Origin of the sequence: Brevundimonas variabilis (genome assembly GCF_014199945.1) — a bacterium.
Lineage (GTDB): Bacteria > Pseudomonadota > Alphaproteobacteria > Caulobacterales > Caulobacteraceae > Brevundimonas > Brevundimonas variabilis.
In genome coordinates, this window is the sequence record NZ_JACHOR010000003.1 from 1 (window position 1) to 24,649 (window position 24,649).

Annotated in this window: 17 protein-coding genes; 7 read left to right on the forward strand and 10 right to left on the reverse strand. The window is 64.8% G+C overall.

Translation table 11 applies throughout. From position 1 onward, the window contains the following. The 4 genes from GGR13_RS08715 to rpsL all read right to left on the reverse strand — a co-directional run. On the reverse strand, positions 1-95 hold a 95-nt coding region (locus GGR13_RS08715), incomplete at its 3' end, for a GTP-binding protein (protein ID WP_209282537.1). A gap of 89 nt (positions 96-184) precedes the next feature. Beyond that, entirely contained in the window at positions 185-2,266 is a 2,082-nt protein-coding gene (fusA, locus tag GGR13_RS08720; RefSeq protein ID WP_183213156.1) for an elongation factor G, read from the reverse strand. A 149-nt stretch (positions 2,267-2,415) separates the two neighbouring features. Beyond that, complete coding sequence (rpsG, locus tag GGR13_RS08725) at positions 2,416-2,889, reverse strand: 30S ribosomal protein S7 (RefSeq protein ID WP_183213157.1); 474 nt, start codon at positions 2,887-2,889, stop codon at positions 2,416-2,418. A gap of 66 nt (positions 2,890-2,955) precedes the next feature. After that, complete coding sequence (gene rpsL, locus GGR13_RS08730) at positions 2,956-3,330, reverse strand: 30S ribosomal protein S12 (protein WP_183213158.1); 375 nt, start codon at positions 3,328-3,330, stop codon at positions 2,956-2,958. Positions 3,331-3,682: 352 nt separating this feature from the next. On the opposite strand from rpsL, the gene GGR13_RS08735 reads away from it, so the two are divergent. Together GGR13_RS08735 and GGR13_RS08740 are read left to right on the forward strand one after the other, a co-directional pair. Then, on the forward strand, positions 3,683-4,576 hold the full coding sequence (locus tag GGR13_RS08735; protein WP_183213159.1) for a hypothetical protein: 894 nt from the start codon (positions 3,683-3,685) through the stop codon (positions 4,574-4,576). 199 nt (positions 4,577-4,775) lie between these two features. Further along, positions 4,776-5,621: a hypothetical protein gene (locus GGR13_RS08740; RefSeq protein WP_183213160.1), complete on the forward strand. Its 846-nt coding sequence runs from the start codon at positions 4,776-4,778 to the stop codon at positions 5,619-5,621. Positions 5,622-5,730: 109 nt separating this feature from the next. Here GGR13_RS08740 and rpoC read toward each other — a convergent pair whose 3' ends face one another. Both rpoC and rpoB read right to left on the reverse strand, forming a co-directional pair. Next, complete coding sequence (rpoC, locus tag GGR13_RS08745; RefSeq protein WP_183213161.1) at positions 5,731-9,924, reverse strand: DNA-directed RNA polymerase subunit beta'; 4,194 nt, start codon at positions 9,922-9,924, stop codon at positions 5,731-5,733. A 101-nt stretch (positions 9,925-10,025) separates the two neighbouring features. Next, positions 10,026-14,141 (reverse strand): DNA-directed RNA polymerase subunit beta, encoded by a 4,116-nt coding sequence (rpoB, locus tag GGR13_RS08750; protein WP_183213162.1) that lies wholly within the window; start codon positions 14,139-14,141, stop codon positions 10,026-10,028. A gap of 377 nt (positions 14,142-14,518) precedes the next feature. On the opposite strand from rpoB, the gene GGR13_RS08755 reads away from it, so the two are divergent. The 4 genes from GGR13_RS08755 to GGR13_RS08770 all read left to right on the forward strand — a co-directional run bounded on the left by GGR13_RS08755 (position 14,519) and on the right by GGR13_RS08770 (position 20,030). Then, the gene (locus tag GGR13_RS08755; RefSeq protein ID WP_183213163.1) at positions 14,519-16,462 is read left to right on the forward strand and encodes a M61 family metallopeptidase; all 1,944 of its coding nucleotides are present in this window, start codon (positions 14,519-14,521) and stop codon (positions 16,460-16,462) included. Positions 16,463-16,561: 99 nt separating this feature from the next. Then, positions 16,562-18,541: a M61 family metallopeptidase gene (locus tag GGR13_RS08760; RefSeq protein WP_183213164.1), complete on the forward strand. Its 1,980-nt coding sequence runs from the start codon at positions 16,562-16,564 to the stop codon at positions 18,539-18,541. A 53-nt stretch (positions 18,542-18,594) separates the two neighbouring features. Next, positions 18,595-19,083: a pentapeptide repeat-containing protein gene (locus tag GGR13_RS08765; protein ID WP_183213165.1), complete on the forward strand. Its 489-nt coding sequence runs from the start codon at positions 18,595-18,597 to the stop codon at positions 19,081-19,083. A gap of 62 nt (positions 19,084-19,145) precedes the next feature. Further along, positions 19,146-20,030: a pentapeptide repeat-containing protein gene (locus GGR13_RS08770; RefSeq protein ID WP_183213166.1), complete on the forward strand. Its 885-nt coding sequence runs from the start codon at positions 19,146-19,148 to the stop codon at positions 20,028-20,030. 28 nt (positions 20,031-20,058) lie between these two features. Here the strand turns inward: GGR13_RS08770 and aspS are convergent, their stop codons facing one another. Continuing rightward, entirely contained in the window at positions 20,059-21,837 is a 1,779-nt protein-coding gene (gene aspS, locus GGR13_RS08775) for an aspartate--tRNA ligase (protein ID WP_183213167.1), read from the reverse strand. 179 nt (positions 21,838-22,016) lie between these two features. On the opposite strand from aspS, the gene GGR13_RS08780 reads away from it, so the two are divergent. Then, positions 22,017-22,700 carry a P-loop NTPase family protein gene (locus tag GGR13_RS08780; protein ID WP_183213168.1) on the forward strand — a complete coding sequence of 228 codons (684 nt, stop codon included), beginning with the start codon at positions 22,017-22,019 and terminating at the stop codon, positions 22,698-22,700. Positions 22,701-22,752: 52 nt separating this feature from the next. Here the strand turns inward: GGR13_RS08780 and GGR13_RS08785 are convergent, their stop codons facing one another. From GGR13_RS08785 to GGR13_RS08795, 3 genes are all read right to left on the reverse strand, one after another. Beyond that, positions 22,753-23,196, reverse strand: a complete 444-nt coding sequence (locus tag GGR13_RS08785) for a hypothetical protein (RefSeq protein ID WP_183213169.1) — start codon at positions 23,194-23,196, stop codon at positions 22,753-22,755. Between the two features lie 29 nt (positions 23,197-23,225). Continuing rightward, a complete protein-coding gene (locus GGR13_RS08790; protein ID WP_183213170.1) occupies positions 23,226-23,690 on the reverse strand; it encodes a hypothetical protein in 465 nt (154 codons plus the stop codon). Between the two features lie 463 nt (positions 23,691-24,153). Next, a complete protein-coding gene (locus GGR13_RS08795) occupies positions 24,154-24,513 on the reverse strand; it encodes a hypothetical protein (protein WP_183213171.1) in 360 nt (119 codons plus the stop codon). Positions 24,514-24,649: the final 136 nt, after the last annotated feature.

Here is a 24,649-nt window from a genome sequence, read left to right on the forward strand (position 1 = left end):
ATCGCCGCCGTCAGCGTCGTCTTGCCGTGGTCAACGTGACCGATCGTGCCGATGTTGCAATGCGGCTTGTTACGTTCGAACTTTTCCTTGGCCATTCTCTTCTCTCCGTCCCCTGAAAAGGGGGCATATCGTGGGTTTTCAGGGGTCCGGCGGACCGGTCAGGCCCGCCGGGTTTTGGTTTGGGTTAGGCGGAATACTTCTTGATCACTTCGTCGGCGACGTGTTGCGGCACCGGCTCGTAGTGGTCGTACTGCATGGTGAAGGCCGCGCGGCCCTGCGACATCCCGCGAAGGGTGTTCACATAGCCGAACATGTTCGCCAGCGGCACGAAGGCGTTCACGACCGTGGCGTTACCGCGCATGTCCTGACCCTGGATCATGCCGCGACGGCCGTTCAGGTCGCCGATGACCGAACCGAGGTAGTCCTCGGGGGTCACGACCTCGACCGCCATGATCGGCTCGAGCAGCTTGGGTGCACCCTTCTCGCGCAGTTCGCGGAAGGCGGCGCGGGCCGCGATTTCGAACGCCAGCACGCTGGAGTCGACGTCGTGGTACTTGCCGTCCGTCAGGGTCGCCTTGAAGTCGATAAGCGGGAAGCCGGCCAGCAGGCCGCTGTCCTTGATCGAGTTGAGGCCCTTTTCCACGCCCGGGATGTATTCCTTGGGCACGGCACCGCCGACGATCGAGTTCTCAAACACGAAGCCCGAGCCGGGTTCGCCGGGCTCGAAGGTGATCATGACGCGGGCGAACTGGCCCGTACCGCCGGTCTGCTTCTTGTGGGTGTAGTCGATGTCGACCTTGCGGCCGAGCGATTCACGATAGGCCACCTGCGGCGCGCCGATCGTGGCCTCGACCTTGTAGGTCCGCTTCAGGATGTCGATCTTGATGTCGAGGTGAAGCTCGCCCATCCCCTTGAGGATGGTCTGGCCCGACTCGTGGTCGGTCGAGACGGTGAAGGACGGATCCTCCGACGCCAGCTTGGCCAGGGCGACGCCCAGCTTCTCCTGGTCGGCCTTGGTCTTGGGCTCGACGGAAATCTCGATCACGGGAGCCGGGAATTCCATCTTCTCGAGGATGACCGGCGACTTCAGCGGATCGCACAGCGTATCCCCGGTGCGCGTGTCCTTGAGGCCGGCCAGGGCGACGATGTCGCCGGCATAGGCTTCCTTGATGTCCTGACGGTCGTTGGAGTGCATCAGCAGCATCCGGCCAACGCGCTCTTTCTTGTCGCGGCTGGAGTTCAGCAGGCTCATGCCCGTTTCCATCTTGCCGGAGTAGATGCGGCAGAAGGTCAGCGAACCGACGAAGGGGTCGTCCATGATCTTGAACGCGAGAACCGACAGGGGCTCGTCGTCCGAGGCGCGACGCACGATCGGCTCTTCGGTCTTGAAATCGATGCCGGGCGTGGGCGGGATGTCGAGCGGCGACGGCAGATAGTCGACAACGGCGTCGAGCAGGGTCTGCACGCCCTTGTTCTTGAAGGCCGAGCCGCAGAGGATGGGATAGAAGGCCCCCGTCAGCACGGCCTTGCGGATGCATTTCTTCAGCACTTCGATCGAGGGCTCGGTGCCTTCGAGGTAGGCTTCCATGGCCTCGTCGTCGAGTTCGACCGCGTTGTCGATCAGGTACTGACGGGCCTCATTGGCCTTGTCGACCAGATCGGCAGGGATATCACCGACGGTGAAGTTCGCACCCAGTTGGTCGTTGTCCCAGATGACCGACTTCATGGCGACGATGTCGACCAGGCCGGACAGCGAGGACTCCGCACCGATCGGGAACTGGATCGGCACGGCCTTGGCACCCAGGCGGTCGCGGATCGACTGCACCGAGGCGTCGAAGTCGGCGCCGATCTTGTCCATCTTGTTGACGAAAACGATGCGCGGCACGCGGTACTTGTCGGCCTGGCGCCAGACGGTCTCGGTCTGGGGCTCCACGCCGGCGTTGCCGTCGAGCACGGTCACGGCACCGTCGAGCACGCGCAGCGACCGCTCGACTTCAATCGTGAAGTCCACGTGGCCGGGGGTGTCGATGATGTTGAGGCGCTTCTCTTTCCAGTAGGCCGTGGTCGCAGCCGAGGTGATCGTGATCCCCCGCTCCTGCTCCTGGTCCATCCAGTCCATGGTCGCGGCGCCGTCGTGGACTTCGCCGATCTTATGGTTCTTGCCGGTGTAGTACAGGATCCGCTCGGTCGTCGTCGTCTTGCCCGCGTCGATGTGGGCCATGATGCCGAAGTTGCGGTAGTCCTCGATCTTGTTTTCGCGGGCCATGATGAACGTGCCTTGAAGTGATGTCAGGGCGCGGATGGCGCCCTCGGGAGATTGTCGGTCTGTTCGGATAAACGAGCGCGGGCGATCTAACTCAAACCGCCCGCGCCGGAAACCCTTAGATAGTCAGTGCAGATGACGCTTTGAAGGCGCTACCAGCGATAGTGGCTGAAGGCGCGGTTGGCTTCGGCCATCTTGTGGGTGTCTTCACGCTTCTTGACGGCGGTGCCGCGGTTGTTGGACGCATCCAGCAGCTCGGCAGCCAGCTTTTCCGTCATGGTGTTCTCGCCGCGCTTGCGCGCCGCGTTCACCAGCCAGCGGATCGCCAGAGCGCGGCGACGGTCGGGGCGAACCTCGACCGGGACCTGATAGGTGGCACCGCCGACGCGACGCGACCGGACCTCGACCGACGGCTGGACGTTTTCCAGGGCGGTGTGGAAGGTCTGGACCGGCTCGAAATCCTTCTTCTTCTCGGCCAGGATTTCGAACGCACCATAGACGATGTTCTCGGCGACGGCCTTTTTGCCCTCGTACATGACATAGTTCATGAATTTGGTGACGATCAGATCCTTGTAGCGGGGATCCGGCAGGACTTCGCGTTTCTGGGCGCGGTGACGACGTGACATGGGCTGGGCCTTCTAAATCGTTCTTGGGAAGCCGGGGACCGGCTGAATCTGGAAAGAGCGGGTCGCTTACTTCGGACGCTTGGTGCCGTAGTGCGAACGGCGCTGCTTGCGGTCCTTCACGCCCTGCGTATCGAGCACGCCGCGCAGGATGTGGTAGCGGACGCCGGGAAGATCCTTCACGCGGCCGCCGCGGATCAGGACCACCGAGTGCTCCTGAAGATTGTGGCCCTCGCCGGGGATGTAGCACACGGCCTCATAGCCGTTCTTGGCCAGACGGACCTTGGCGACCTTACGCAGAGCCGAGTTCGGCTTCTTGGGGGTCGTCGTATAGACGCGGGTGCAGACGCCGCGGCGCTGGGGCGAACCCTCGAGCGCGGGCACCTTGTTGCGCACGGGCTTGGGCTTGCGGGGCTTGCGGATCAGCTGGTTGATCGTAGGCATGGTTCGAACTCGTCTCGACTTCTGATGGAGGCGTGTGCCTGTCGGCCGGGGCGCCTCGGTTTCCTTCTTTTGAACGCGACCTTTCGGCCCCGCCCGGGATCGTTCGAGTTCGGGACGGTGACGCAAACGAAAAAACCGGAACGCGCGCTTCGGGCGTTCCGGCGGGCACAGCCCGTCCGATCAATTGTCACCTTCCCGGCGCAGGACAGGTCCTGACAGCCTCGAAAGTCCGGCGCGTTTACGCGGAAGGGGCCGCGGGGTCAAGACCGGGCATGCGGAGGCAGGGGATCGGGCCCCTTGCCACCAGAAGGCCACGGTTTGTCCGTCCTCTCGTCAGAAGGGGGCGTTCGCCATGTCGGATATCGTGATGCTGCCCCGGTCGACAGGACTGGCGGACCGGCGACCGCCCCGGCCGGCGGACCGGACGGCCGCAGCGATTCTCGGCGGATCGGTCGTACTGCACGGAGCGATCCTGGCGGCTCTGGCCCTGCGACTGTTCGAGCCCGAACGCAGCGATCCGCCGATATCGCCGGACGCACCCATCTTCATCGAAATCGAGCCACGGCCTTTGCTCGAGGGCGAACGCGCGCGCCTGCCGGCTCCGGCACCGGCGACCAGCGCTGCGCCGGAGACCCGCCCCCTCACCGGGCCGACCGTGATCTTTCGGGCTCCGGCCGTGACGCCCCGGGACGAGGAGGACGACGAGGCCCTTCCCTCCCCGCCTGCCCCGCGCCTCAGTCCTGGTCCCTCCGGTCCAGCGGCCACGGGCGCGCCGGCGGCCCCTGCGAACAGCGGGGCCTGGCAGGTCCAGCAGGAGGGGATGAGCGCCCGCGTCGGGCGAGCCATGCGCCTCGGGGCCGGAGGGTGCCGCATCATGGATGGCCGGCTGAACCCCACCGAACAGGCCATCTGTGACGATGAATTCAATGCGGCTGCGGGGGCTGCCGGCTCTGTCGGGCCCCGCCCCCTGACCCCGGGCGAGGCGAGACGCGAGGCCGGGTTTGCGCGCGCGGGGGCCGCAGCACTGCGCAGCTATGAAGCCCGGCGCGCCCCCCTGAGGTCCGGAGTCGGCGTCGTGACCTCGGGCGAAGGCGTCGGCGGCAATCTCGGGATGGGTACAGCCGGCGCCCATCTGGACCCTGTATTCCGCGACGGGGCCGACAACCTGCTGCGTCAGGAGTCCAACAAGCTCGGCGGACCCAGACGCCTGCCGGGCGTGACGCCGCCACCGCCTGTCGACGACTGAGATCCACAGAAGATCCATACGGACAAAAGATCGGCAACCGTCAGTGAAGGGACCTGCGGCGATCGCAGGCAAAAGGCTCAGGTCCTGGGATGCCCGTTCGAGAAGGGTCAAGCCGGGCGAGCCGGCTGGGCCAATCCCCTGCTCTGCCACCAGAAGGCCACGGTTTGTCCCTCCCTTCGCTTCCGGGGGGGCGCGCAACATGTCCGATATCGCAGTGCGTGCCCGGACATTGGGCCTGGCGGACCGTTCGGCATCTCCCCCGCCAAATCGCTGGTGGGTAGCAAGCTTCGCAGGATGCGTGACCCTTCATGTCGCAATCCTGTCGATTCTGGCCTTGCGGTTGTTCGAGCCGGAGCGCGCCTATCCTCCGGTGCCGCCGAATGTCCCCATCTTCATCGAGATCGAGCCCCGGCCGCTGCTGGAGGGCGAACGCGCGCGCCTCCCGGCCACCGCTCCGGCAACATCGACCACCGCCGCACCCGAGACTCGTCTGCTGACCCGTCCGACCGTGATCGTTCGCGCACCGGCCGTGACGCCCCGGGACGAAGAGGATGACGATGCCCTGCCCTCCCCACCCGCCCCGCGTCTAAGCCCCGGCCCGTCCGGTCCTGCCGCCACTGGCGCTCCGGCCCCTGCGGACAGTGGCGCCTGGCAGGTCCGGCCCGAGGCGCTGGGGGCCCGTGTCGGTCGCACCCTGCGGCTCGGGGCCGGAGGCTGCCGGACCATGTACGGTCGGCTGAACTCCACCGAACAGGCCATCTGCGACGAGAATTTCAATGCCGCGGCCGGGGCTGCCGGCCCCGTCGGTCCGCGGACCCTGAACCCGGGCGAGGCGCGACGCGAGGCGCGGTTCGCACAGGAGGGGGCAGCGGCCCTGGCCCGCTACGAGGCCCGTCGTGCCCCACTGAGATCAGGTGTCGGTGTCTCCGGCGCGTCGCCGGATTGTCCCGGCGGAAACCTGCGAGGAACCTGCGCGGGGGCCCACTTGCCGGACCACTATCAGAATCCGGATCAGGTCCCTTACCGGCGAGTGGGGCCTCTCTAGGTCAAACCCCTCCACACTCGCTCCCGCAACAGGAAAAAGGCGACACCGTTGCCGGTGCCGCCCGCTTTTCGTTCGTGATCTCCGACCCGGGAAATTCCCGGGACAGGGACTATTCGCTTTCGGCCAGCTCCAGTTGCAGGTCTGCAGGCAGGGGCTCGACGGCGGCTTCGCGGTTGTTGGTCAGGACCGCGTCGCGCTCGTTGGCCACCTTCTGCAGGCTGCGGAGGTAGGCCCCCGTGCCCGCCGGGATCAGGCGACCGACGATGACGTTTTCCTTCAGGCCTTCCAGCGTATCCTTCTTGCCGTGGACCGAGGCGTCGGTGAGGACGCGGGTGGTCTCCTGGAAGGACGCCGCCGAGATGAAGCTGCGGGTCTGCAGCGACGCCTTGGTGATGCCAAGCAGAACGGGCTGGGTGGTGGCGATCCGGCCCCCACGCTTCTCGACCTTCTCGTTCTCCAGCACGGCCTCGGCAACCTCGACCGTGTCGCCACGGATCAGGGTCGTCTCGCCCGAGTCGAGGATCTCGACCTTCTGCAGCATCTGACGGACGATGACCTCGATGTGCTTGTCGTTGATCGGCACGCCCTGCAGGCGATAGACCTCCTGCACTTCGTTCACCAGATACTCGGCCAGCGCTTCAACACCCTGAATACGCAGCAGATCGTGCGGATCGGGGTTGCCGTCGATGATGTAGTCGCCCTTCTGGATCAGATCGCCGTCGTGGACGGAGATATGCTTGCCTTTCGGGATCAGGAACTCGACCGCCTCGCCCTGTTCGCCATCTGCATTCGGCTCCGGGGTGATCTTGATGCGGCGCTTGTTCTTGTAGTCGCGACCGAATTCGACGCGACCGTCCATCTCGGCGATGACCGCGCAATCCTTGGGACGACGGGCCTCGAACAGCTCGGCCACCCGCGGCAGACCGCCGGTGATGTCGCGCGTCTTGGCACCCTCGGTCGGGATACGGGCCAGGATTTCGCCGGGCTTGACCTCGTCGCCGTTGGCGACCGAGAGAATGGCCCCCACCGGCAGCAGGTAACGGGCGTCGGAGCCCGATGCCAGACGGGCATAGGCCTCGCCGGAGGTGATCCCCATGGCCGGACGCAGGTCCGAACCGCGGGGCGAGGCACGCCAGTCGATGACGACGCGCTGGGCGATACCCGTCGCTTCGTCGGTTTCCTCGCGGAACGACAGGCCCTCGACCAGATCCTCGAAGCGGACGGTGCCGCCCACTTCGGTCAGGATCGGCGTGGTGTAGGGGTCCCACTCGGCCAGGCGCTGGTTCTTCTTGACCTCGGAGCCTTCCTTGACGCGCAGACGCCCACCGTAAGGAATCTTGTAGCTCTCGCGGTCCTTGCCATCGACCATCACCGTCACGACGACGTTGCGGCTCATGGAGACCAGATCGCCGTGCGCGGCCGTGACGGTCGGTCCGACGATCCGGACGGTACCGGCGTTGGTCGCCTCGTAGAACGAGGTCTCCGCCACCTGGGCCGTACCGCCGATGTGGAAGGTCCGCATCGTCAGCTGGGTACCGGGCTCGCCGATCGACTGGGCCGCGATGACCCCGACGGCCTCACCGATGTTGACGTTGGTCCCGCGGGCCAGATCGCGTCCGTAGCACATGCCACAGATGCCGGCCTCGGCCTCGCAGGTCAGGGCCGAACGGACCTTGACCGACTGGACGCCCTGCTGGTCGATGATCTCGGCCACATCTTCCACCAGATAGGTGTCGGCGGGGAACAGGACGTTGTCCGTGCCGGGCTCCTTGATGTCCTCGGCCGCATAGCGACCCAGGACGCGCTGGCCCAGCGAGACGAGGACGTCACCGCCCTCGACCACGGCGCGCAGGGTGATGCCGCGCGTGGACTTGCAGTCTTCTTCGGTGACGATCGAGTCCTGCGCAACGTCCACCAGACGACGGGTCAGATAACCCGAGTTGGCGGTCTTCAGCGCCGTATCCGCCAGACCCTTGCGGGCCCCGTGGGTGGAGTTGAAGTATTCGAGGACGGTCAGGCCTTCCTTGAAGTTCGAGACGATCGGGGTCTCGATGATCTCGCCGGACGGCTTGGCCATCAGGCCGCGCATCCCGCCGAGTTGCTTCATCTGGGCCTGCGAACCGCGGGCACCCGAGTTGGCCATCATGAAGACCGAGTTGATCTCGGCCGTACGACCGCTGGCCAGGACGCGCGGCTGCGCGATCTCGCCCATCATCTCGTCGGCGACCCGGTCCGTGGCCTTTGCCCAGGCGTCAACGACCTTGTTGTACTTCTCGCCCTTGGTGATCAGGCCGTCGGCGTACTGCTGCTCGTATTCCTCGACCAGAGTCCGCGTGGCGGCAACGATCTCGACCTTCTTGGCCGGGATCACGATGTCGTCCTTGCCGAACGAGATACCGGCGCGCGCAGCTTCCTTGAAGCCCAGGCCCATCATCTGGTCGGCGAAGATCACCGTCGCCTTCTGGCCGCAGTGGCGATAGACCACGTCGATCAGGTTGCCGATTTCCTTCTTCGTCAGGTTCTTCTCGAGCAGGCGATAGCCGACGTTCGGATTCTTGGGCAGGAGCGCACCCAGCTTCATCCGGCCCGGCGTCGTGTCGATGACCTTGGTCACCTCGGTGCCCTGCGCGTCTTCCTCGGTCCACCGCGCCTTGATGCGGGTGTGCAGGGTGACGACGCCGGCATCCAGGGCTGCATCGATCTCGCCGACGTTGGCGAACAGCTTGCCCTCGCCGGGCTCGCCGTCCTTGACCAGCGACAGATAGTAGAGGCCCAGGACGATGTCCTGCGACGGCACGATGATCGGCTTGCCGTTGGCGGGCGACAGGATGTTGTTGGTCGACATCATCAGGACGCGCGCTTCCAGCTGGGCCTCGAGGCTCAGCGGGACGTGCACGGCCATCTGGTCACCGTCGAAGTCGGCATTGAACGCGGCGCAGACCAGCGGGTGCAGCTGGATGGCCTTGCCTTCGATCAGCTTGGGCTCGAACGCCTGGATGCCCAGACGGTGAAGCGTCGGCGCGCGGTTCAGCATGACCGGGTGCTCGCGGATCACCTCTTCGAGGATGTCCCACACCTGGGGCTGTTCGCGCTCGACCATGCGCTTGGACTGTTTGACCGTGCCCGACAGACCCTTGGCGTCGAGACGCGCATAGATGAAGGGCTTGAACAGCTCGAGCGCCATCTTCTTGGGCAGGCCGCACTCGTGCAGCTTCAGGTCGGGTCCGACCACGATGACCGAACGACCCGAATAGTCGACGCGCTTGCCCAGAAGGTTCTGGCGGAAGCGGCCCTGCTTGCCCTTCAGCATGTCGGCCAGCGACTTCAGCGGACGCTTGTTGGCACCCGTGATGACGCGACCGCGACGGCCGTTGTCGAACAGGGCGTCGACCGATTCCTGCAGCATCCGCTTTTCGTTGCGGATGATGATGTCCGGGGCCCGCAGCTCCATCAGGCGCTTCAGGCGGTTGTTCCGGTTGATCACCCGGCGATACAGGTCGTTCAGGTCCGAGGTCGCGAAACGACCGCCGTCCAGCGGCACCAGCGGGCGCAGTTCCGGCGGGATGACCGGCACGACCGTCAGGATCATCCACTCGGGCTTGTTGCCGCTCTCGAGGAAGGCCTCGATCAGCTTCAGGCGCTTGGACGCCTTCTTGGCCTTCATTTCTGAGGGGCTGTCGGCCAGTTCGCCACGGTGGCGCTCGGCCTCGGCGTTCAGGTCGATCCCCATCAGCAGGTGGCGCACGGCCTCGGCGCCGATCTCGGCGGTGAAGCCGTCATCGCCGAACTCGTCCTGGTAGCGATAGAACTCGTCTTCCGTCAGCAGCTGGTTCTGCTTCAGCGGGGTCAGGCCCGGCTCGGTAACGATGTAGTTCTCGAAATACAGGACACGCTCGACGTCCTTCAGGGCCATGTCCAGCATCAGCGAGATGCGCGACGGCAGGGACTTCAGGAACCAGATGTGGGCGACCGGGCTGGCAAGTTCGATGTGACCCATCCGCTCGCGCCGGACGCGGGCCAGAGTGACCTCAACGCCGCACTTCTCGCAGATAATGCCCTTGTATTTCATGCGCTTGTACTTGCCGCACAGGCATTCGTAGTCCTTGGTCGGGCCAAAGATCCGTGCGCAGAACAGGCCGTCACGCTCGGGTTTGAATGTGCGGTAGTTGATCGTCTCGGGCTTCTTGATCTCGCCGAACGACCACGAACGGATCTTCTCGGGCGAGGCCAAGGCGATCTTGATCTGGTCGAAGGTCGGAGTGACCGGGACCGCGTTGAAGATGTTCAGGACTTCCTGGTTCATCTTGATTCCTTCTGCGGCGAGGCCGCGTAAAATTCAAAGAGGAGGACGGCGAACCCGTCTCCTCCCGGTCGCAAGGCCGCGACCGGGAGGAGACGTCAGGCTCAGCTGTTCTCCAGCTCCACGTTCAGACCCAGCGAACGCATTTCCTTGATGAGAACGTTGAAGCTCTCGGGAATGCCCGCCTCGAAGCTGTCGTCGCCACGGACGATGGCCTCGTAGACCTTGGTCCGGCCGGCCACGTCGTCGGACTTCACCGTCAGCATTTCCTGCAGGGTGTAGGCGGCGCCATAGGCTTCCAGAGCCCAGACCTCCATCTCCCCGAAGCGCTGTCCGCCGAACTGCGCCTTGCCGCCCAGCGGTTGCTGGGTGACGAGCGAGTACGGCCCGATCGAACGGGCGTGGATCTTGTCGTCGACCAGGTGGTGCAGTTTCAGCATATAGATGTAGCCGACCGTGACCGGACGCTTGAACTGCTCGCCCGTCGTTCCGTCATAGACGATCGACTGACCCGAACGCTCCAGACCGGCCTTCTCCAGCAGGTCCTCGATGTCCGAGATGTGCGCGCCGTCGAACACGGGCGTCGCGAACGGAACCCCCTTCGACAGGTTGCGGGCCAGCTCGATCAGATCGTCCTCGTCCTGCGGCAGCGGGGTGTCCTCGCCGTAGATGCTGACCAGGTTGTCGATCAGCGCCTGCTTCTGGCCACCCTGTTGCCAGGCTTCCAGGAGGCCCTGGATCTGCTTGCCCAGACCAGCCGAGGCCCAGCCCAGGTGGGTTTCGAAGATCTGGCCGATGTTCATGCGCGAAGGCACGCCCAGCGGGTTCAGAACGACGTCGACCGAGGTCCCGTCCTCGAGGTGCGGCATGTCCTCGATCGGCAGGATCTTGGAGATGACGCCCTTGTTGCCGTGACGTCCGGCCATCTTGTCGCCGGGCTGAAGCTTGCGCTTCACGGCCACGAAGACCTTGACCATCTTCATCACGCCGGGGGGCAGTTCGTCGCCGCGCTGCAGCTTCTCGACCTTGTCCTCGAAGCGACGGTCGAGCGCCTTGCGGGCGTCCTCGAACGACGTCTTCATGGCTTCCAGCTCGCCCATCGCCTTCTCGTCGTCGAGGGCGATCTGCCACCACAGACCACGCGACAGGTCGGCCAGCTTCTCTTCGGTGACCTCACCGCGGCCCAGACCCTTGGGACCCGACGTCGCCGTCTTGCCCAGGATCAGTGGCTTGAGGCGGCCATAGGTGTTGCGCTCCAGGATCGCGAGCTCGTCGTCGCGGTCCTTGCCCAGGCGTTCGATTTCCGAACGCTCGATCGACATGGCGCGCTCGTCCTTGTCGACGCCGTGACGGTTGAACACCCGCACGTCGACGACCGTGCCGGCGACGCCGGGCGGCAGACGCAGGCTGGTGTCACGGACGTCCGAAGCCTTCTCGCCGAAGATGGCGCGCAGCAGCTTCTCTTCCGGGGTCATCGGGCTTTCGCCCTTGGGCGTGACCTTGCCGCACAGGATGTCGCCCGGCTGGACCTCGGCACCGATGGCCACGATGCCCGCCTCGTCGAGGTTGCGCAGGGCTTCCTCGCCGACGTTGGGGATGTCGCGGGTGATTTCCTCAGGCCCCAGCTTGGTGTCGCGGGCCATCACCTCGAACTCGTCGATGTGGATCGAGGTGAAGACGTCGTCGCGCACGATGCGCTCCGAGATCAGGATCGAGTCCTCGAAATTGTAGCCGTTCCACGGCATGAACGCGACCAGGGCGTTGCGGCCCAGAGCCAGTTCACCCAGGTCCGTCGATGGACCGTCGGCGATGACGTCGCCCACCTTCACCTCGTCGCCCACGCGCACGATCGGGCGCTGGTTGATGCAGGTCGACTGGTTGGAACGCTGGAACTTGGACAGGCGATAGATGTCGACGCCCGAACGCGCGGCTTCCAGTTCGCCGGTCGCGCGGACCACGATCCGGGTACCGTCGATCTGCTCGACGACGCCGTCCCGCTTGGCCACCACGACGGCGCCGGAGTCCACGGCCACGACGCTTTCCATGCCCGTGCCGACCAGCGGCGCGTCGGACTGCACCAGAGGCACGGCCTGACGCTGCATGTTCGCGCCCATCAGGGCCCGGTTGGCGTCATCGTTCTCGAGGAACGGGATCAGGGCCGCAGCGACCGAAACGACCTGTTTCGGCGACACGTCCATCATGTCCACGTCAGCCTTGATCAGCAGCTGGGAGTCGCCGTTGATCCGTCCGGGGACCAGATCGTCGACGATCTCGCCGTCCTTCAGCTGGATGTTGGCCTGGGCGATCGTGTATTTCGCCTCTTCCATCGCCGAGATGTAGACCACCTCGTTCTGGGCCTTGCCGTCCTTCACGCGACGGTAGGGGCTCTCGATGAAGCCGTATTTGTTGACCCGGGCGTGGGTCGCCAGCGAGTTGATCAGGCCGATGTTCGGGCCTTCCGGCGTTTCGATCGGGCAGATGCGGCCGTAGTGGGTCGGGTGCACGTCGCGGACTTCAAAGCCTGCGCGCTCACGCGTCAGACCGCCCGGGCCAAGCGCCGAAAGGCGACGCTTGTGGGTGATCTCGGACAGCGGGTTGGTCTGGTCCATGAACTGCGACAGCTGCGACGAGCCGAAGAACTCGCGGACCGAGGCGGCGGCCGGCTTGGCGTTGATCAGGTCGTGCGGCATCACCGTGTCGATATCGACCGACGACATCCGCTCCTTGATCGCCCGCTCCATGCGCAGCAGGCCGACACGGTACTGGTTTTCCAGCAGCTCGCCGACCGAACGGACCCGGCGGTTGCCCAGGTTGTCGATGTCGTCGATCTCGCCACGGCCGTCCTTCAGGCCGACGAGGATCTGAAGGACTTTCAGCACGTCATCCTTGCGCAGGACGCGGATCTCGTCGGAAACTTCCGGCGTTTCCAGACGCATGTTCATCTTGACCCGGCCCACGGCCGACAGGTCGTAGCGCTCGCTGTCGAAGAACAGCGAGTTGAACATGGCTTCGGCGGCTTCCGGGGTCGGCGGCTCGCCGGGACGCATCACGCGATAGATGTCGAACAGTGCATCCTCGCGGCCGGTCGACTTGTCGACCCGCAGGGTGTTGCGCATGTAGGCCCCGACCGTGACGTGGTCGATGTCCAGCACGTCGATGGTGGTGAAGCCTTTTTCTTCCAGCAGCGCGATGGTCGGCGCGTCCAGCTCGTCACCAGCCTCGGCATAGATCTCGCCGGTCTCGTAGTTGACGGCGTCGGCGGCTAGGTAACGGGTCACCAGGGCATCGGCGGCCAGCGACAGCGACTTGGTCGTGTCACCCAGCTTCTTGGCGGCACGGGCACTGATCTTGGCCCCGGCCGAGGCGACGATCTCGCCGGTGTCGGCGTCGACCAGGTCGAACTCGGGCTTCACGCCTCTCCAGCGCTCGGGCTTGTAGGGGGTGACCCAGCCTTCGCCGCGCTTCTCGTAGGGAACGGTCTCGTAGAAGGTCCGCAGGATCTCCTCGCCGTCCATGCCCAGGGCATAGAGGAAGGTGGTGGCGGGCAGCTTGCGGCGACGGTCGATGCGGACGAACACGATGTCCTTGGCGTCGAACTCGAAGTCCAGCCACGAGCCGCGGTACGGGATAACCCGCGCGGCGAACAGCAGCTTGCCCGAGGAGTGCGTCTTGCCCTTGTCGTGGTCGAAGAACACGCCCGGCGAACGGTGCATCTGCGAGACGATCACACGCTCGGTGCCGTTGACGACGAAGGTGCCCTTGTCGGTCATCAGGGGGATGTCCCCCATGTAGACGTCCTGCTCCTTGATGTCCTTGACCGAGCGCGCGCCAGTTTCCTCGTCCGCCTCGAACACGATCAGGCGCAGCTTGACCTTCAGCGGCGCGGCATAGGTCATGTCGCGCTGGATGCACTCCTCGACGTCATACTTCGGCGGCTCGAACTCGTACGAGACGTATTCCAGCACGGCGCGTTCGTTGAAGTCCTTGATCGGGAAGACCGACTTGAAGACGGCCTCGATGCCCTGGTCCTTGCGGACGCCCGCGCGCACTTCGCGCTGCAGGAACTGTTCGTATGAGGCGCGCTGAACCTCGATCAGGTTCGGCATCTTGACCGCTTCGGGAATGCGCCCGAAGGATTTGCGGATGCGCTTCTTGCCGGTGAAGGTCGTGGCGGAGGCGATCTGACCGTTGATGGCGAGACCGTCGAGGACGTCAGTCATTCTGTGTTCCCATTCGCAGACCCGCGAGGCCCTGCGTCAAATGCGGCGGCACGAGGCACCGGTCGGTGTCCCGTGACAGACGGTTTCGGCATCCACCCTCGACCCGGACCCCGGATCAGGACGCCTGAAATCATTGAAGCTCCCGGGAAAGGAGCCACGCCTTCGCTCGGTCGGAGGGCGACGGACCGGGCCTCGGCGCTTGCGCGCGAAATTCATGGAATCTGCGGAGACGCGACATATACGCCGTTCTTCGGCGAAATAAAGGCCTGTCCACAGTTTTCGTCGGGCTGACGAAAAACGACCGGATCGCTTGACGTCTCGGTCGGACAGGCGTGATCTCCGCCCGCCGCGCCTGGCGGCCAAGGACCGAAAATCCGATGTTGATCAAGCGTTACGCCGTCACCGCCTGTATGGCGGCTATGCTCCTCATCGCCGGGGGGCCTTCCATGGCCCAGGTCGCCCCGCCTGCCCTGCCGATCAGCCTCCATGCAATCCCGCAGCCCGTCGACCTGGCCTATCCCGGCACACTGACGATATCTGTCGATGCGACAGACCTTACCCGCCGCATCTTCAGGGTCCGCGAGACGATCCCGGTCACCCGTGCTGGCCCGATGACCCTTCTGTTTCCGGAATGGTTGCCGGGCAATCACGGACCTGTCGGGCCTGTCTCCAGCCTCGCGGGCCTGGTCTTCACGGCCAACGGACAGCGGGTCGAATGGGTGCGCGATACTCTGAACCCCTATGCCTATCACATCGAGATCCCGGCCAGCGCGACCGAGGTCATCGCGGAGTTCCAGCGCCTTTCGCCCCTGACGCCGTCACAGGGCCGGGTCGAGATCACGCCGGAAATGCTGAACGTTCAGTGGGAAAAGATGATCTTGTATCCGGCAGGGCATTTCTCCCGCAACATCAGCTTCCAGCCTAGCATCACCCTGCCTGCTGGCTGGTCGCTGGGCACCGCGTTGGAAGCCTCTTCGATCGACGCAGCGACAACCACCTTCAAGCCCGTGGACCTGGAGGTGCTGGTCGACAGCCCGGTGTTTGCAGGCCTCCATTATCGTCAGATCGATCTTGATCCGGGCGGTCGGTCGCCTGTCCGCATGAACCTGGTCGCCGACAACGCTGATGGCCTGAAGGCAACGGATGACCAGATCGCCCTTCTGCGCGCGCTCGTAGTGCAGGCTGACCGCCTCTACGGCGCTCGACACTACAACCACTATGACTTCCTCGTCGCGGCAACGGACACCCTTGGCGGCATCGGGCTGGAGCACCACAGATCTTCTGAAAACAGCATCGATCCAGCTTTCTTCACCGAGTACGTCAGCAAGTTGGGCGACCGTGACCTGCTTCCCCACGAGTACACCCACTCCTGGAATGGCAAATGGAAACGACCCGCCGACCAGCTGGTCCCCAATCTCAACACGCCCCTTCAGAACAGCCTCCTGTGGGTCTACGAGGGGCAGACGCAATACTGGGGCAAGGTGCTGGCCGCTCGATCCGGCCTGCATGATCGTCAGCAGGCCCTCGACGCCCTCGCCCTTGTGGCAGCCACCTATGACAACCGGGTCGGTCGCGAATGGCGCGCGCTGCAGGACACAACCAACGACCCCATTATCAGCCAGCGCCGCCCTGCCCCCTTCAACTCTTGGCAGCGTAGCGAGGACTATTATGAGGAGGGACAGCTGATCTGGCTGGATGCGGACACCCTGATCCGGGAGAAAACCGGCGGCCGCAAATCACTGGACGATTTCGCACAGGCCTTTTTCGGCGTGCGCGATGGTGACTGGCAAGCAACGCCCTACACTTTCGATCTTGTGGTTCAGACTCTCAACGATGTGGTCCCGCACGACTGGGCCACATTCCTGCGGACGCGTCTGGATGGCCACGGACCGGGCGCCCCGCTGGACGGCCTGACCCGGGGCGGTTGGCGGCTGGTCTATTCGGAAACGCCCTCGGACTATCAGAAGACCCTCTATGCCGAATACGAGCGCAACGACTTCACCTATTCGCTCGGCCTCTCGATCACGGGCGACGGTACGATTGCCGGAGTGCAATGGAACGGTCCTGCATTCCAGCAGGGGCTCGCCACTGGAGCGCAGATCGTCGCCGTGAACGGCCTGGCGACGTCGCCCAAGATTCTGGCTGATGGTATCACGGCAGCCAAGGATACCACCACGCCGATCGAACTCATTGTCAGACAGGGCGATCGATACCGCACCGTCGGCATCGATTATCACGGCGGCCTGCGTTATCCCCGGCTGGAACGCATTGCCGGGACGCCGGACCGGCTGGGCGATATCTTCGAGGCAAGGCGACGCTAGTGGTTCCCGGAGGTGCGCATGTCCGCCCCTCGGCCCTTGACGGCCCCGCCTCCCAGGACGACGCTGGCCACTTCCGCTGATCCCAAGGTGCCCTGTTAGATGTCGCGTATCCGTCTGCCCGCTGCCGCCCTCGCCCTGCTGCTGACCTCGGTCGCCCTTCCTGCGCTGGCGCAGGCTCCCGGAACCCCCGTCCTGACCCAGGCCGGTGACGCGGCCCTGGCCCTGCCCCGCGCCCAGCCGGCCATTCCGGCGCCGACCCGGGCCACCTATCCCGGCACCATCCAGTACCAGGCCGACGTCACCGATCGCGATCGCCGCATCATCAGCGTCCGCCAGACCATTCCGGTCGCGGCCCCCGGGCCGATGACCCTGCTCTATCCGGAATTCCTGCCCGGCAACCACGCCGACACCGGCCCCATCCAGCTGATCTCGGGCGTCACCGTCACCGCCAATGGCCAGCGTCTGGAATGGCTTCGTGACACGATCCAGCCCCACGCCTTCCATCTGGACATCCCGGCCGGTGTCAGCGCCATCGAGGTGTCGTTCCAGTGGCTGACCCAGCCGGACGGCGGACCTTGGCGCGTGACCCAGACGCCGGAAATCGTCAACCTGCAGTGGGAAAAGGCCATCCTCTATCCGGCGGGCTATGCCTCCACCGGCATCACCATCGCCCCGTCGGTCCGCCTGCCTGAGGGCTGGGGCTTCGGCGTCGCCCTCGACACCGTGTCGAACGAAGACGGGGTCGCGACCTTCGCCCCCGTCAGCCTTTACACCCTGGTCGACAGTCCGATGTTCGCCGGGGCCCACTATCGCCGCTTCACCCTCGACGGCGACGGTCCCTCGCCCGTCCATCTGAGCCTCGTCGCCGACAAGGCCGAACAGCTCAGGCCCGCCGACGGCCTGATGCCGAAATTCGAGGCCCTGGTTGAACAGGCCGATCGCCTGTTCGGGGCGCGCCCGTTCGACCGCTACGAATTCCTCGTCGCTGCCTCGAACCAGATCGGCGGCATCGGGCTGGAGCATCACCGCAGTTCCGAAAACACCCTGGCCCCGGACTTCTTCACCCGCGGCACCGGCTCGCTCGGCTCGCGCCAGTTGCTCCCGCACGAGTTCGTCCATTCGTGGAACGGCAAACACATGCGGCCCGCCGACGAGCTGACCGCCAACTACAATGTGCCGACCCAGAACACCCTTCTGTGGGTCTATGAGGGCCTGACCTCCTACTGGGGCGAGGTGCTGGCCGCCCGTTCGGGTCTGGCCACGACCGAGGAATCCCTGATCAGCATGGCCGAGCATGCGGCCTTCTACGAGACCCAGCCGGGCCGTCAGTGGCGCTCGCTCCAGGATACCAACAACCACAACCTCCTGGGCTACCGTGTGCCCGGCAACTGGCCGTCGTGGATGCGCACCACGACCGACTACTATGACGAGGCCCTGCTGGTCTGGCTGGACGCCGACACCCTGATCCGCGAGGGCACGGAGGGTCGCCGGTCACTGGACGATTTTGCGAAAGGATTCTTCGGTCGCCTCGACGGTCGGGCCGAGCCCCGCGGCTATACCTTCGAAGAGGTCGTCGCTGCCCTGAATGATGTCTATCCGCACGACTGGTCGGGCTTCCTGCGCGGCCGTCTTGACGCCGTCGGGCCGGACGCCCGGGCGCCGCTGGACGGCCTTGCGCGCGGCGGCTACCGCCTTGCCTGGACCGACAGCCTGACGGCGACCGAGAAGTCGATCCAGACCGGCTGGGGCAGCAGCTTCCAGTATTCGCTGGGCTTCACTCTCGGGGCCAACAACCGGATCGTGGGCGTCCGCTGGGGCAGCCCGGCCTACGAGGCCGGGATCGGCCCGGGCTGGGATCTGATCGCCGTCAACGACCGGGGCCCGTCGGCCGAAGCCCTGCGGGAGGCCATCACCTCGGCGAAAGGCACCATAACGCCGATCAATCTGGTCATCCGGAACGGCGAGCGGGTGCGTACCGTGCCCATGATCTGGTCCGAGGGTCTGCGCTATCCGCGGCTTGAACGGATCGAGGGCACACCGGACCGTCTCAGGGAGATCATGGCTGCCCGGCGGCGCTAGGTCAGCATGGCATACTCCTTGCTGCGACAGTGTCGAAACCGGAGTGCCGTCCCATGAAGCCCGCCCTGATCCTCGCCGCCCTTCTGTCCGTCGCGACCACCGCCCCGGCCCTCGCCCAGGACCCGGGCCAGATCAACCGCGTGCGCGGCGGTGCCAGCTGCCCCGGCTGCAACCTCTTCCAGGCCGACTTCTCTGGCCTCGACCGCAGCGGTCTGAACCTGGCCGGTGCCCGCCTGCGTCAGGCCGACCTCAGCCTCGCCAGCATGAACCGCACCCGCTTCGCCAACGCCGACCTGCGCGACGTCGAGGCCTATGGCGGCGTCTTCTCGAGCGCCAATTTCACCGGGGCCAACCTGACCAATGCCAGCTTTGTCGGCACCTATCTCGAGGGAGCCAGCTTCTCGGGCGCAACCCTGAACGGCACCAATTTTTCCGGAGCCAGCCTGGCGCGCGCAACCGGCCTGACACAGGCCCGGCTGAACGCCGCCTGCGGCGATGCCGCCACTGTCCTGCCGCGCGGCCTTCGCATTCGCGCCTGCTGACGAACACCGACCTTACCGCGATTTAAGTAGGGTTTGCAGGCATCCGGCGGCATGAAGGCGACGTGAAAACCTTCCTGCACCCTGTCCGTCTTGCCAGCGCCGTCGTCTTCGGACTGACCGCGCTCGGCACCGTCTCGTCCGCATCGGCCGCCAGCAAACAGCTGACGTTCCAGGACCGCGACGTGGCCCGGATGGTCTCGCTGGGCGGGTCCTGCCATCGCTGCGAGCTGTCCGGCCGGGATCTCAGCGGCGCGACCTTCACCGGAGCCAGCTTCGAGAACGCCACCCTGGTCGGTGCCAATCTGCGCGGTGCCGAGCTGATGGGCTCGAATTTTTCAAACAGCGATTTCAGCCGCGCCGACATGCGCGGCGTCGAGATCGTCGGCGCCAATTTCTCCGGCTCCAATTTTTCCGGCGTGTCGCTCGAGGGCGCGGAGGCCCAGGGCGCAGTCTTCAATCGCGCCAACCTGAACCGCGCCAACCTGTCGGGGGCCGAAATGGTCGGCGTCAGCATGAACGGTGCCAATCTGGCACAGGCCGATGTCTCCGGAACCGAACTGACCGGTGCCAACCTGGCCAATGTCAGCGCACGCGGAGCTTCCTTCAGCGACAGTGAAATGAACGCCGCAAATCTCAGCGGTGGCGACTTTACCGGGGCCAGCTTCCGCCAGGCCGAGCTGAACAGCGCGCGTCTGGCCGGTGGCAAATTCACCCGGGCCGATTTCGCCGGGGCCGAGATGCGTCGCAGCGATATCCGCGGCGTGGACCTGTCCAGTGCACGCGGCCTGACCCAGAGCCAGATCTCACGCGCCTGTGGCGATGGCGGAACCCGCCTGCCCCGGGGCATGACCGTCGCGAGCTGCGGCGGCCGCATGGCTCCACCGGCACCGCCGCGTCCGCCCGCACCACCGGCGTCGCGCAATATGGTCAGCGCCGACCGCGACTAGGTCGCCCGGACGCTTCACCTGAACGCCGCTATTTCAGCGGCGGAGCCGACCGGATGTGCAGTTCCTTGTACTGCCGGTCCTGCGCCTCGGCCGGTGCGCTCATCAGCAGATCCTGGCCCTGCTGGTTCAGCGGGAAGGCGATGACCTCGCGGATCGCGACCTGGTTGGCCAGCAGCATGACGATCCGGTCGATGCCCGGTGCCAGACCCCCGTGCGGCGGAGCGCCATAGCGGAAGGCGTTCAGCATGCCGCCAAACTGCTCCTCGACCACCGACGCATCGTAGCCCGCGATCTCGAAGGCCTTCAGCATGATCTCGGCCTTGTGGTTCCGGATCGCACCCGAGCAAAGCTCATAGCCATTGCAGACGATGTCATACTGATAGGCCAGGATATCCAGCGGATCCTGGGTCATCAGGGCTTCCATCTCGCCCTGCGGCATCGAGAAGGGGTTGTGGCTGAAGTCGACCTTCTTCTCTTCCTCGGACCATTCGAACATCGGGAAGTCGACGATCCAGCAGAACCGGAACTCGTCGTCCGAGATCAGGTTCAGGTCCTGGCCCAGTTTGGTGCGCGCCGAACCGGCGAACTTGTGGAACACAGCAGGGTCTCCGGCGGCGAAGAAGGCGGCGTCGCCCTGCCCCATCCCCAGCTCTTGCATCAGGCCGTCGGTGGCCTCGGCCCCGAGGTTCTTGGCGATCGGCCCGCCCCACTGACCCTGATCCTCGGACCAGAAGATGTAGCCCAGACCCGGCTGGCCTTCGCCCTGGGCCCAGCTGTTCATCCGGTCACAGAACGCACGGCTGCCACCCTTCGGAGCCGGAATGCCCCAGACCGCGTTCTTGGCATCGCCGGCCAGGATCTTGTTGAACAGGCCAAAGCCGCCGTCGCGGAAATGCTCTGACACGTCCTGCATCTCGATCGGGTTGCGCAGGTCCGGCTTGTCCGAGCCGTATTTGGCAATCGACTCCCGATAGGGAATGCGCACGAACGGATAGGCATCGACCCGCTTGCCGTCCGCGAACTCCTCGAACACGCCATGCATGACGGGCTCGATGGCGGCAAAGACGTCTTCCTGGGTGACGAAGCTCATTTCGACGTCCAGCTGGTAGAACTCCAGCGAACGGTCTGCCCTCAGGTCCTCGTCGCGGAAACAGGGCGCGATCTGGAAATAGCGATCGAAGCCGGAGACCATCAGCAGCTGCTTGAACTGCTGCGGAGCCTGCGGCAGCGCATAGAATTTCCCGGGATGCAGCCGCGACGGCACCAGGAAGTCCCGCGCGCCTTCCGGCGACGACGCCGTCAGGATCGGAGTCTGGTATTCAAGGAACCCCTGCCCGACCATCCGCTGCCGGATTGACGAGATCACCCTGGAGCGGAGCACGATGTTCTTGTGCAGGGTCTCGCGCCGCAGATCGAGGTAGCGGTGCTTCAGCCGGATCTCCTCCGGATATTCCGGCTCTCCAAACACCGGCAGCGGCAGTTCGGCGGCCTCGGACAGCACCTCAACCGCCTGCACCCGCAGTTCGATCTCGCCGGTCGGCAGGTTGGCGTTCACGACGGACGCATCGCGGGCGACAACCTCGCCATCCACCCGGATCACGCTCTCGGCCCGCAGCCTTTCGACCGCCTCGAAGCCCGGCGTCTCGGGGTGCAGCACCAGTTGCGTCAGGCCGTAGTGGTCGCGCAGGTCGATGAACAGCAAGCCGCCGTGGTCGCGCTTGCGATGCACCCAGCCCGACAGCCGGACATTGGTGCCGGCATCCGTCGACCGAAGGGCACCGCAGGTGTGGGAGCGATAGGCGTGCATGGGGAAATCTTCGGATTGTCAGCCAGGAATGGCCGTAAATTTGAGAGCCGGTAGGGCGCATCATCGTCCCTGAAAGTCAAGGTCGCGGCCCGGTCGGCTGTCCACAGCCGCGCCAATTTGTCCCCGACCGGTCAGCCTGCCGTATGCGGACGGTGAACGGGGTCTGCTATGGTGGACCCATGTCCGGCGGCCTTCCTCCTCGTGATCAGCTGAAACTGCCCCTGCAGCGGGCTGTACCGACTGGCGCGGCCGGGTTTGTGCGCTCGGACTGCAACGCCGAGGCTGCCCGGGTGCTGGACCGCTGGCCGGATGCGGCAGGACAGGTCATGGCCATCTGCGGCCCTGCAGGCTGCGGCAAGAGCCACCTGGCCGCCATCTGGGCCGAGCGGGTCGGAGCCGTTCCGCTTCACGGGGCCGAGGCGGCTCTGGCGGATCCGCTGGAGCTGGAACATCGCCCCGTCCTGCTGGACATCGCCCAGGATGCCGACGACGAAACCCTGTTTCACCTGATCAACCTGGCGCAGGCCGAGGGTGGGGCCCTGCTGCTCGTTTCGCGGCCCTCGCCCCGTCAGTGGTCGGTCCAGGTGCCGGATTTACGCTCGCGGCTCGATTCCCTTCGTGTGGTGGCCATGGAGCCGCCGGACGACCTCGTCCTGGCCGCCATCCTGCGCACCCGCTTTGCAGAACGCAGCATCGCGCCCGGTGACGGGGTCATCGACTATCTGGTGCGGCGGATCGATCGTTCTGCGGCTGCGGCCGCCGATATCGTGACCCGCCTGGATGCCGAACACCGTCCAGTCACCCGCGTCCTCGCCCGTCAGGTACTGGAAGCCGCCGACGAAAGTGGCGATCTGTTCGACTGAGCCTCGGCATCAGCATCCAGATGGCGCGGGCGTACGCTTTCCCAAAACCCGTTCAACCCGTCTTCATCAGCCTCGCTCGCGTCGTCTGCACGATGGCGACAGCGAAGGTCAGCAGCATCAGCCAACCCACCACATTCCGGAGCAGGCCATTGGCGCTGATCAGGATGGATCTGTCCACAAACACGGCCATCACCAGCAGAAGATCGATGAACTGCAGGGACGTCATGGCGATAAGCCAGATGTGCGGCCATCGCCAGCTCAATGCGGCATAACTCACGAACAAAACCAGGGTCTTGCTGGAGATTGCCCAGACCATCCCCCACCCGTGGAGATACCCAATGAACGCAATGGTCGACAAGGCATCCAAAAGGACAATGACCGCTACGATCCGCTCGCGAATGCTCCCGAAAACCATGGCGCAAAGACACAGGCCCCCAGCAGCAAGGTAGGCGACGATCTGATGCAGCTCTTCGATGCCCTTCAGCCACTCCAGCATGGCGCTTCCATTCCACAGGGACTGTTCATTCAGTCGCATCTCGGCAACGGCTGGACCCGCGCCATCAGATTGGCTCTAGCTGTCTGCACGATCCCTACAGCGAAGGTCAGCAGCATCAGCCAGCCAACGACGTTCCTCAGCAGACCGTTGACGCTGATCAGGATAGAGCCGTCGACGACAACGGCCATCACAAGCAGAAGATCAACGAACTGAAGCGACGTCATGACTATCAGCCATGTATGTGGCCACCGCCAGCTGAACCCGGCATAGATCACGAATAGCAGTACAGCCTTGCTGGAGATCGCCCAGACCCTCGGCCACCCGTCGAGATAGATGTCAAAGGCCGAGATCGTCACCCCGTCCAGAGCAATGACCAAAGCAACCAGCCGCTCGCGAATACTTCCTAGGAAAAAGGTAAAAAGACAGAGCACTACAGTCGCAGCGTAACCAATGATCTCGTAAAGGTGATCAACCGCCATCAGCCAGTTTGGCATGCTCATCTCCGCAGAGGCTGACCGGTGGCAGCAGCGCATTCAGATTTTTTCTGATGAGGCCACGCGTGCGTAGCCGTTACGCTTCCAGACGATACGCGCTTCGGCCAATCGCCGTGGACCAGGGATGTGTAAGACCGAGCCGGAAGTTCGCGCTCACCAACCTTGGGACAATCGCAGTTCGAAGTGGGATAACATTAGTATCCCAATATGGCACATGCAACCCATTGTTATGTTGACACGGCTTTTTGACTCCAATCCAGTCAGAATTGGGCTTCAGATTGTATATCCAGGACGGTGGGAGGGGTCAGTTGCGACCGCTGGTTCACGAAGTCGTCTGCGGCCAGCGACGCCGCAGCACAAGCGTTCTTGCAGCGAGCGCAAAAGTCTTATCGCTGACGTCGCGCTCTGCGACCCAGCGCTCGTTATGTGAACCCGATGGATATCGCGACCAGGCGCCGGAATGTCAGGCGCGCAGGGCAACGACGCGATCATCACCGAAGGCGCTTGTCGGAACAATCGGTCCCTCAGATGCCTTGTCATTTCCAGGCAACAAGGTGGTCACCAGCCCGAGCTTCCGCTGGATGACCGATAACGACCTGTGAGCGCTGATCAGAGAGCCTCGAGCGGTCGTCATGTCGGAAAGCGCTGCACAGACTGAAACGATCGCGGGCTGGGCCCAGCTGGCATTAAGGCCGGCCTGGGCCTGCAACTGCGGCAACTCGGCGACGAGGATCGAGGCCTTGGCCATGGCCTGGTCCATGGCCCGCTCGGCATCGTTGATGAGATCAGCCACCCGTTGGGCAGCCAGGGTCTTGTCGGACATGGGGGCTCCTTGCCGCGCGTGAGCGTGGCACCTTTGGGGTTTGAGTGCGTACGAAAGTCAGTTCAGGGGTGTTGCAGCGACTCGACGGTCTTCTGCAGCGCGACAGCCCCCTTCAACGCCGCAGGGATGATGATGG

Bases quoted from the DNA above. Each gene is read 5' to 3' on its own strand.
- fusA (WP_183213156.1), bottom strand. From the start codon at position 2,266: ATGGCCCGCGAAAACAAGATCGAGGACTACCGCAACTTCGGCATCATG.
- rpsG (WP_183213157.1), bottom strand. From the start codon at position 2,889: ATGTCACGTCGTCACCGCGCCCAGAAACGCGAAGTCCTGCCGGATCCC.
- rpsL (WP_183213158.1), bottom strand. From the start codon at position 3,330: ATGCCTACGATCAACCAGCTGATCCGCAAGCCCCGCAAGCCCAAGCCC.
- GGR13_RS08735 (WP_183213159.1), top strand. From the start codon at position 3,683: ATGTCGGATATCGTGATGCTGCCCCGGTCGACAGGACTGGCGGACCGG.
- GGR13_RS08740 (WP_183213160.1), top strand. From the start codon at position 4,776: ATGTCCGATATCGCAGTGCGTGCCCGGACATTGGGCCTGGCGGACCGT.
- rpoC (WP_183213161.1), bottom strand. From the start codon at position 9,924: ATGAACCAGGAAGTCCTGAACATCTTCAACGCGGTCCCGGTCACTCCG.
- rpoB (WP_183213162.1), bottom strand. From the start codon at position 14,141: ATGACTGACGTCCTCGACGGTCTCGCCATCAACGGTCAGATCGCCTCC.
- GGR13_RS08755 (WP_183213163.1), top strand. From the start codon at position 14,519: ATGTTGATCAAGCGTTACGCCGTCACCGCCTGTATGGCGGCTATGCTC.
- GGR13_RS08760 (WP_183213164.1), top strand. From the start codon at position 16,562: ATGTCGCGTATCCGTCTGCCCGCTGCCGCCCTCGCCCTGCTGCTGACC.
- GGR13_RS08765 (WP_183213165.1), top strand. From the start codon at position 18,595: ATGAAGCCCGCCCTGATCCTCGCCGCCCTTCTGTCCGTCGCGACCACC.
- aspS (WP_183213167.1), bottom strand. From the start codon at position 21,837: ATGCACGCCTATCGCTCCCACACCTGCGGTGCCCTTCGGTCGACGGAT.
- GGR13_RS08780 (WP_183213168.1), top strand. From the start codon at position 22,017: ATGTCCGGCGGCCTTCCTCCTCGTGATCAGCTGAAACTGCCCCTGCAG.
- GGR13_RS08785 (WP_183213169.1), bottom strand. From the start codon at position 23,196: ATGCTGGAGTGGCTGAAGGGCATCGAAGAGCTGCATCAGATCGTCGCC.
- GGR13_RS08790 (WP_183213170.1), bottom strand. From the start codon at position 23,690: ATGCCAAACTGGCTGATGGCGGTTGATCACCTTTACGAGATCATTGGT.
- GGR13_RS08795 (WP_183213171.1), bottom strand. From the start codon at position 24,513: ATGTCCGACAAGACCCTGGCTGCCCAACGGGTGGCTGATCTCATCAAC.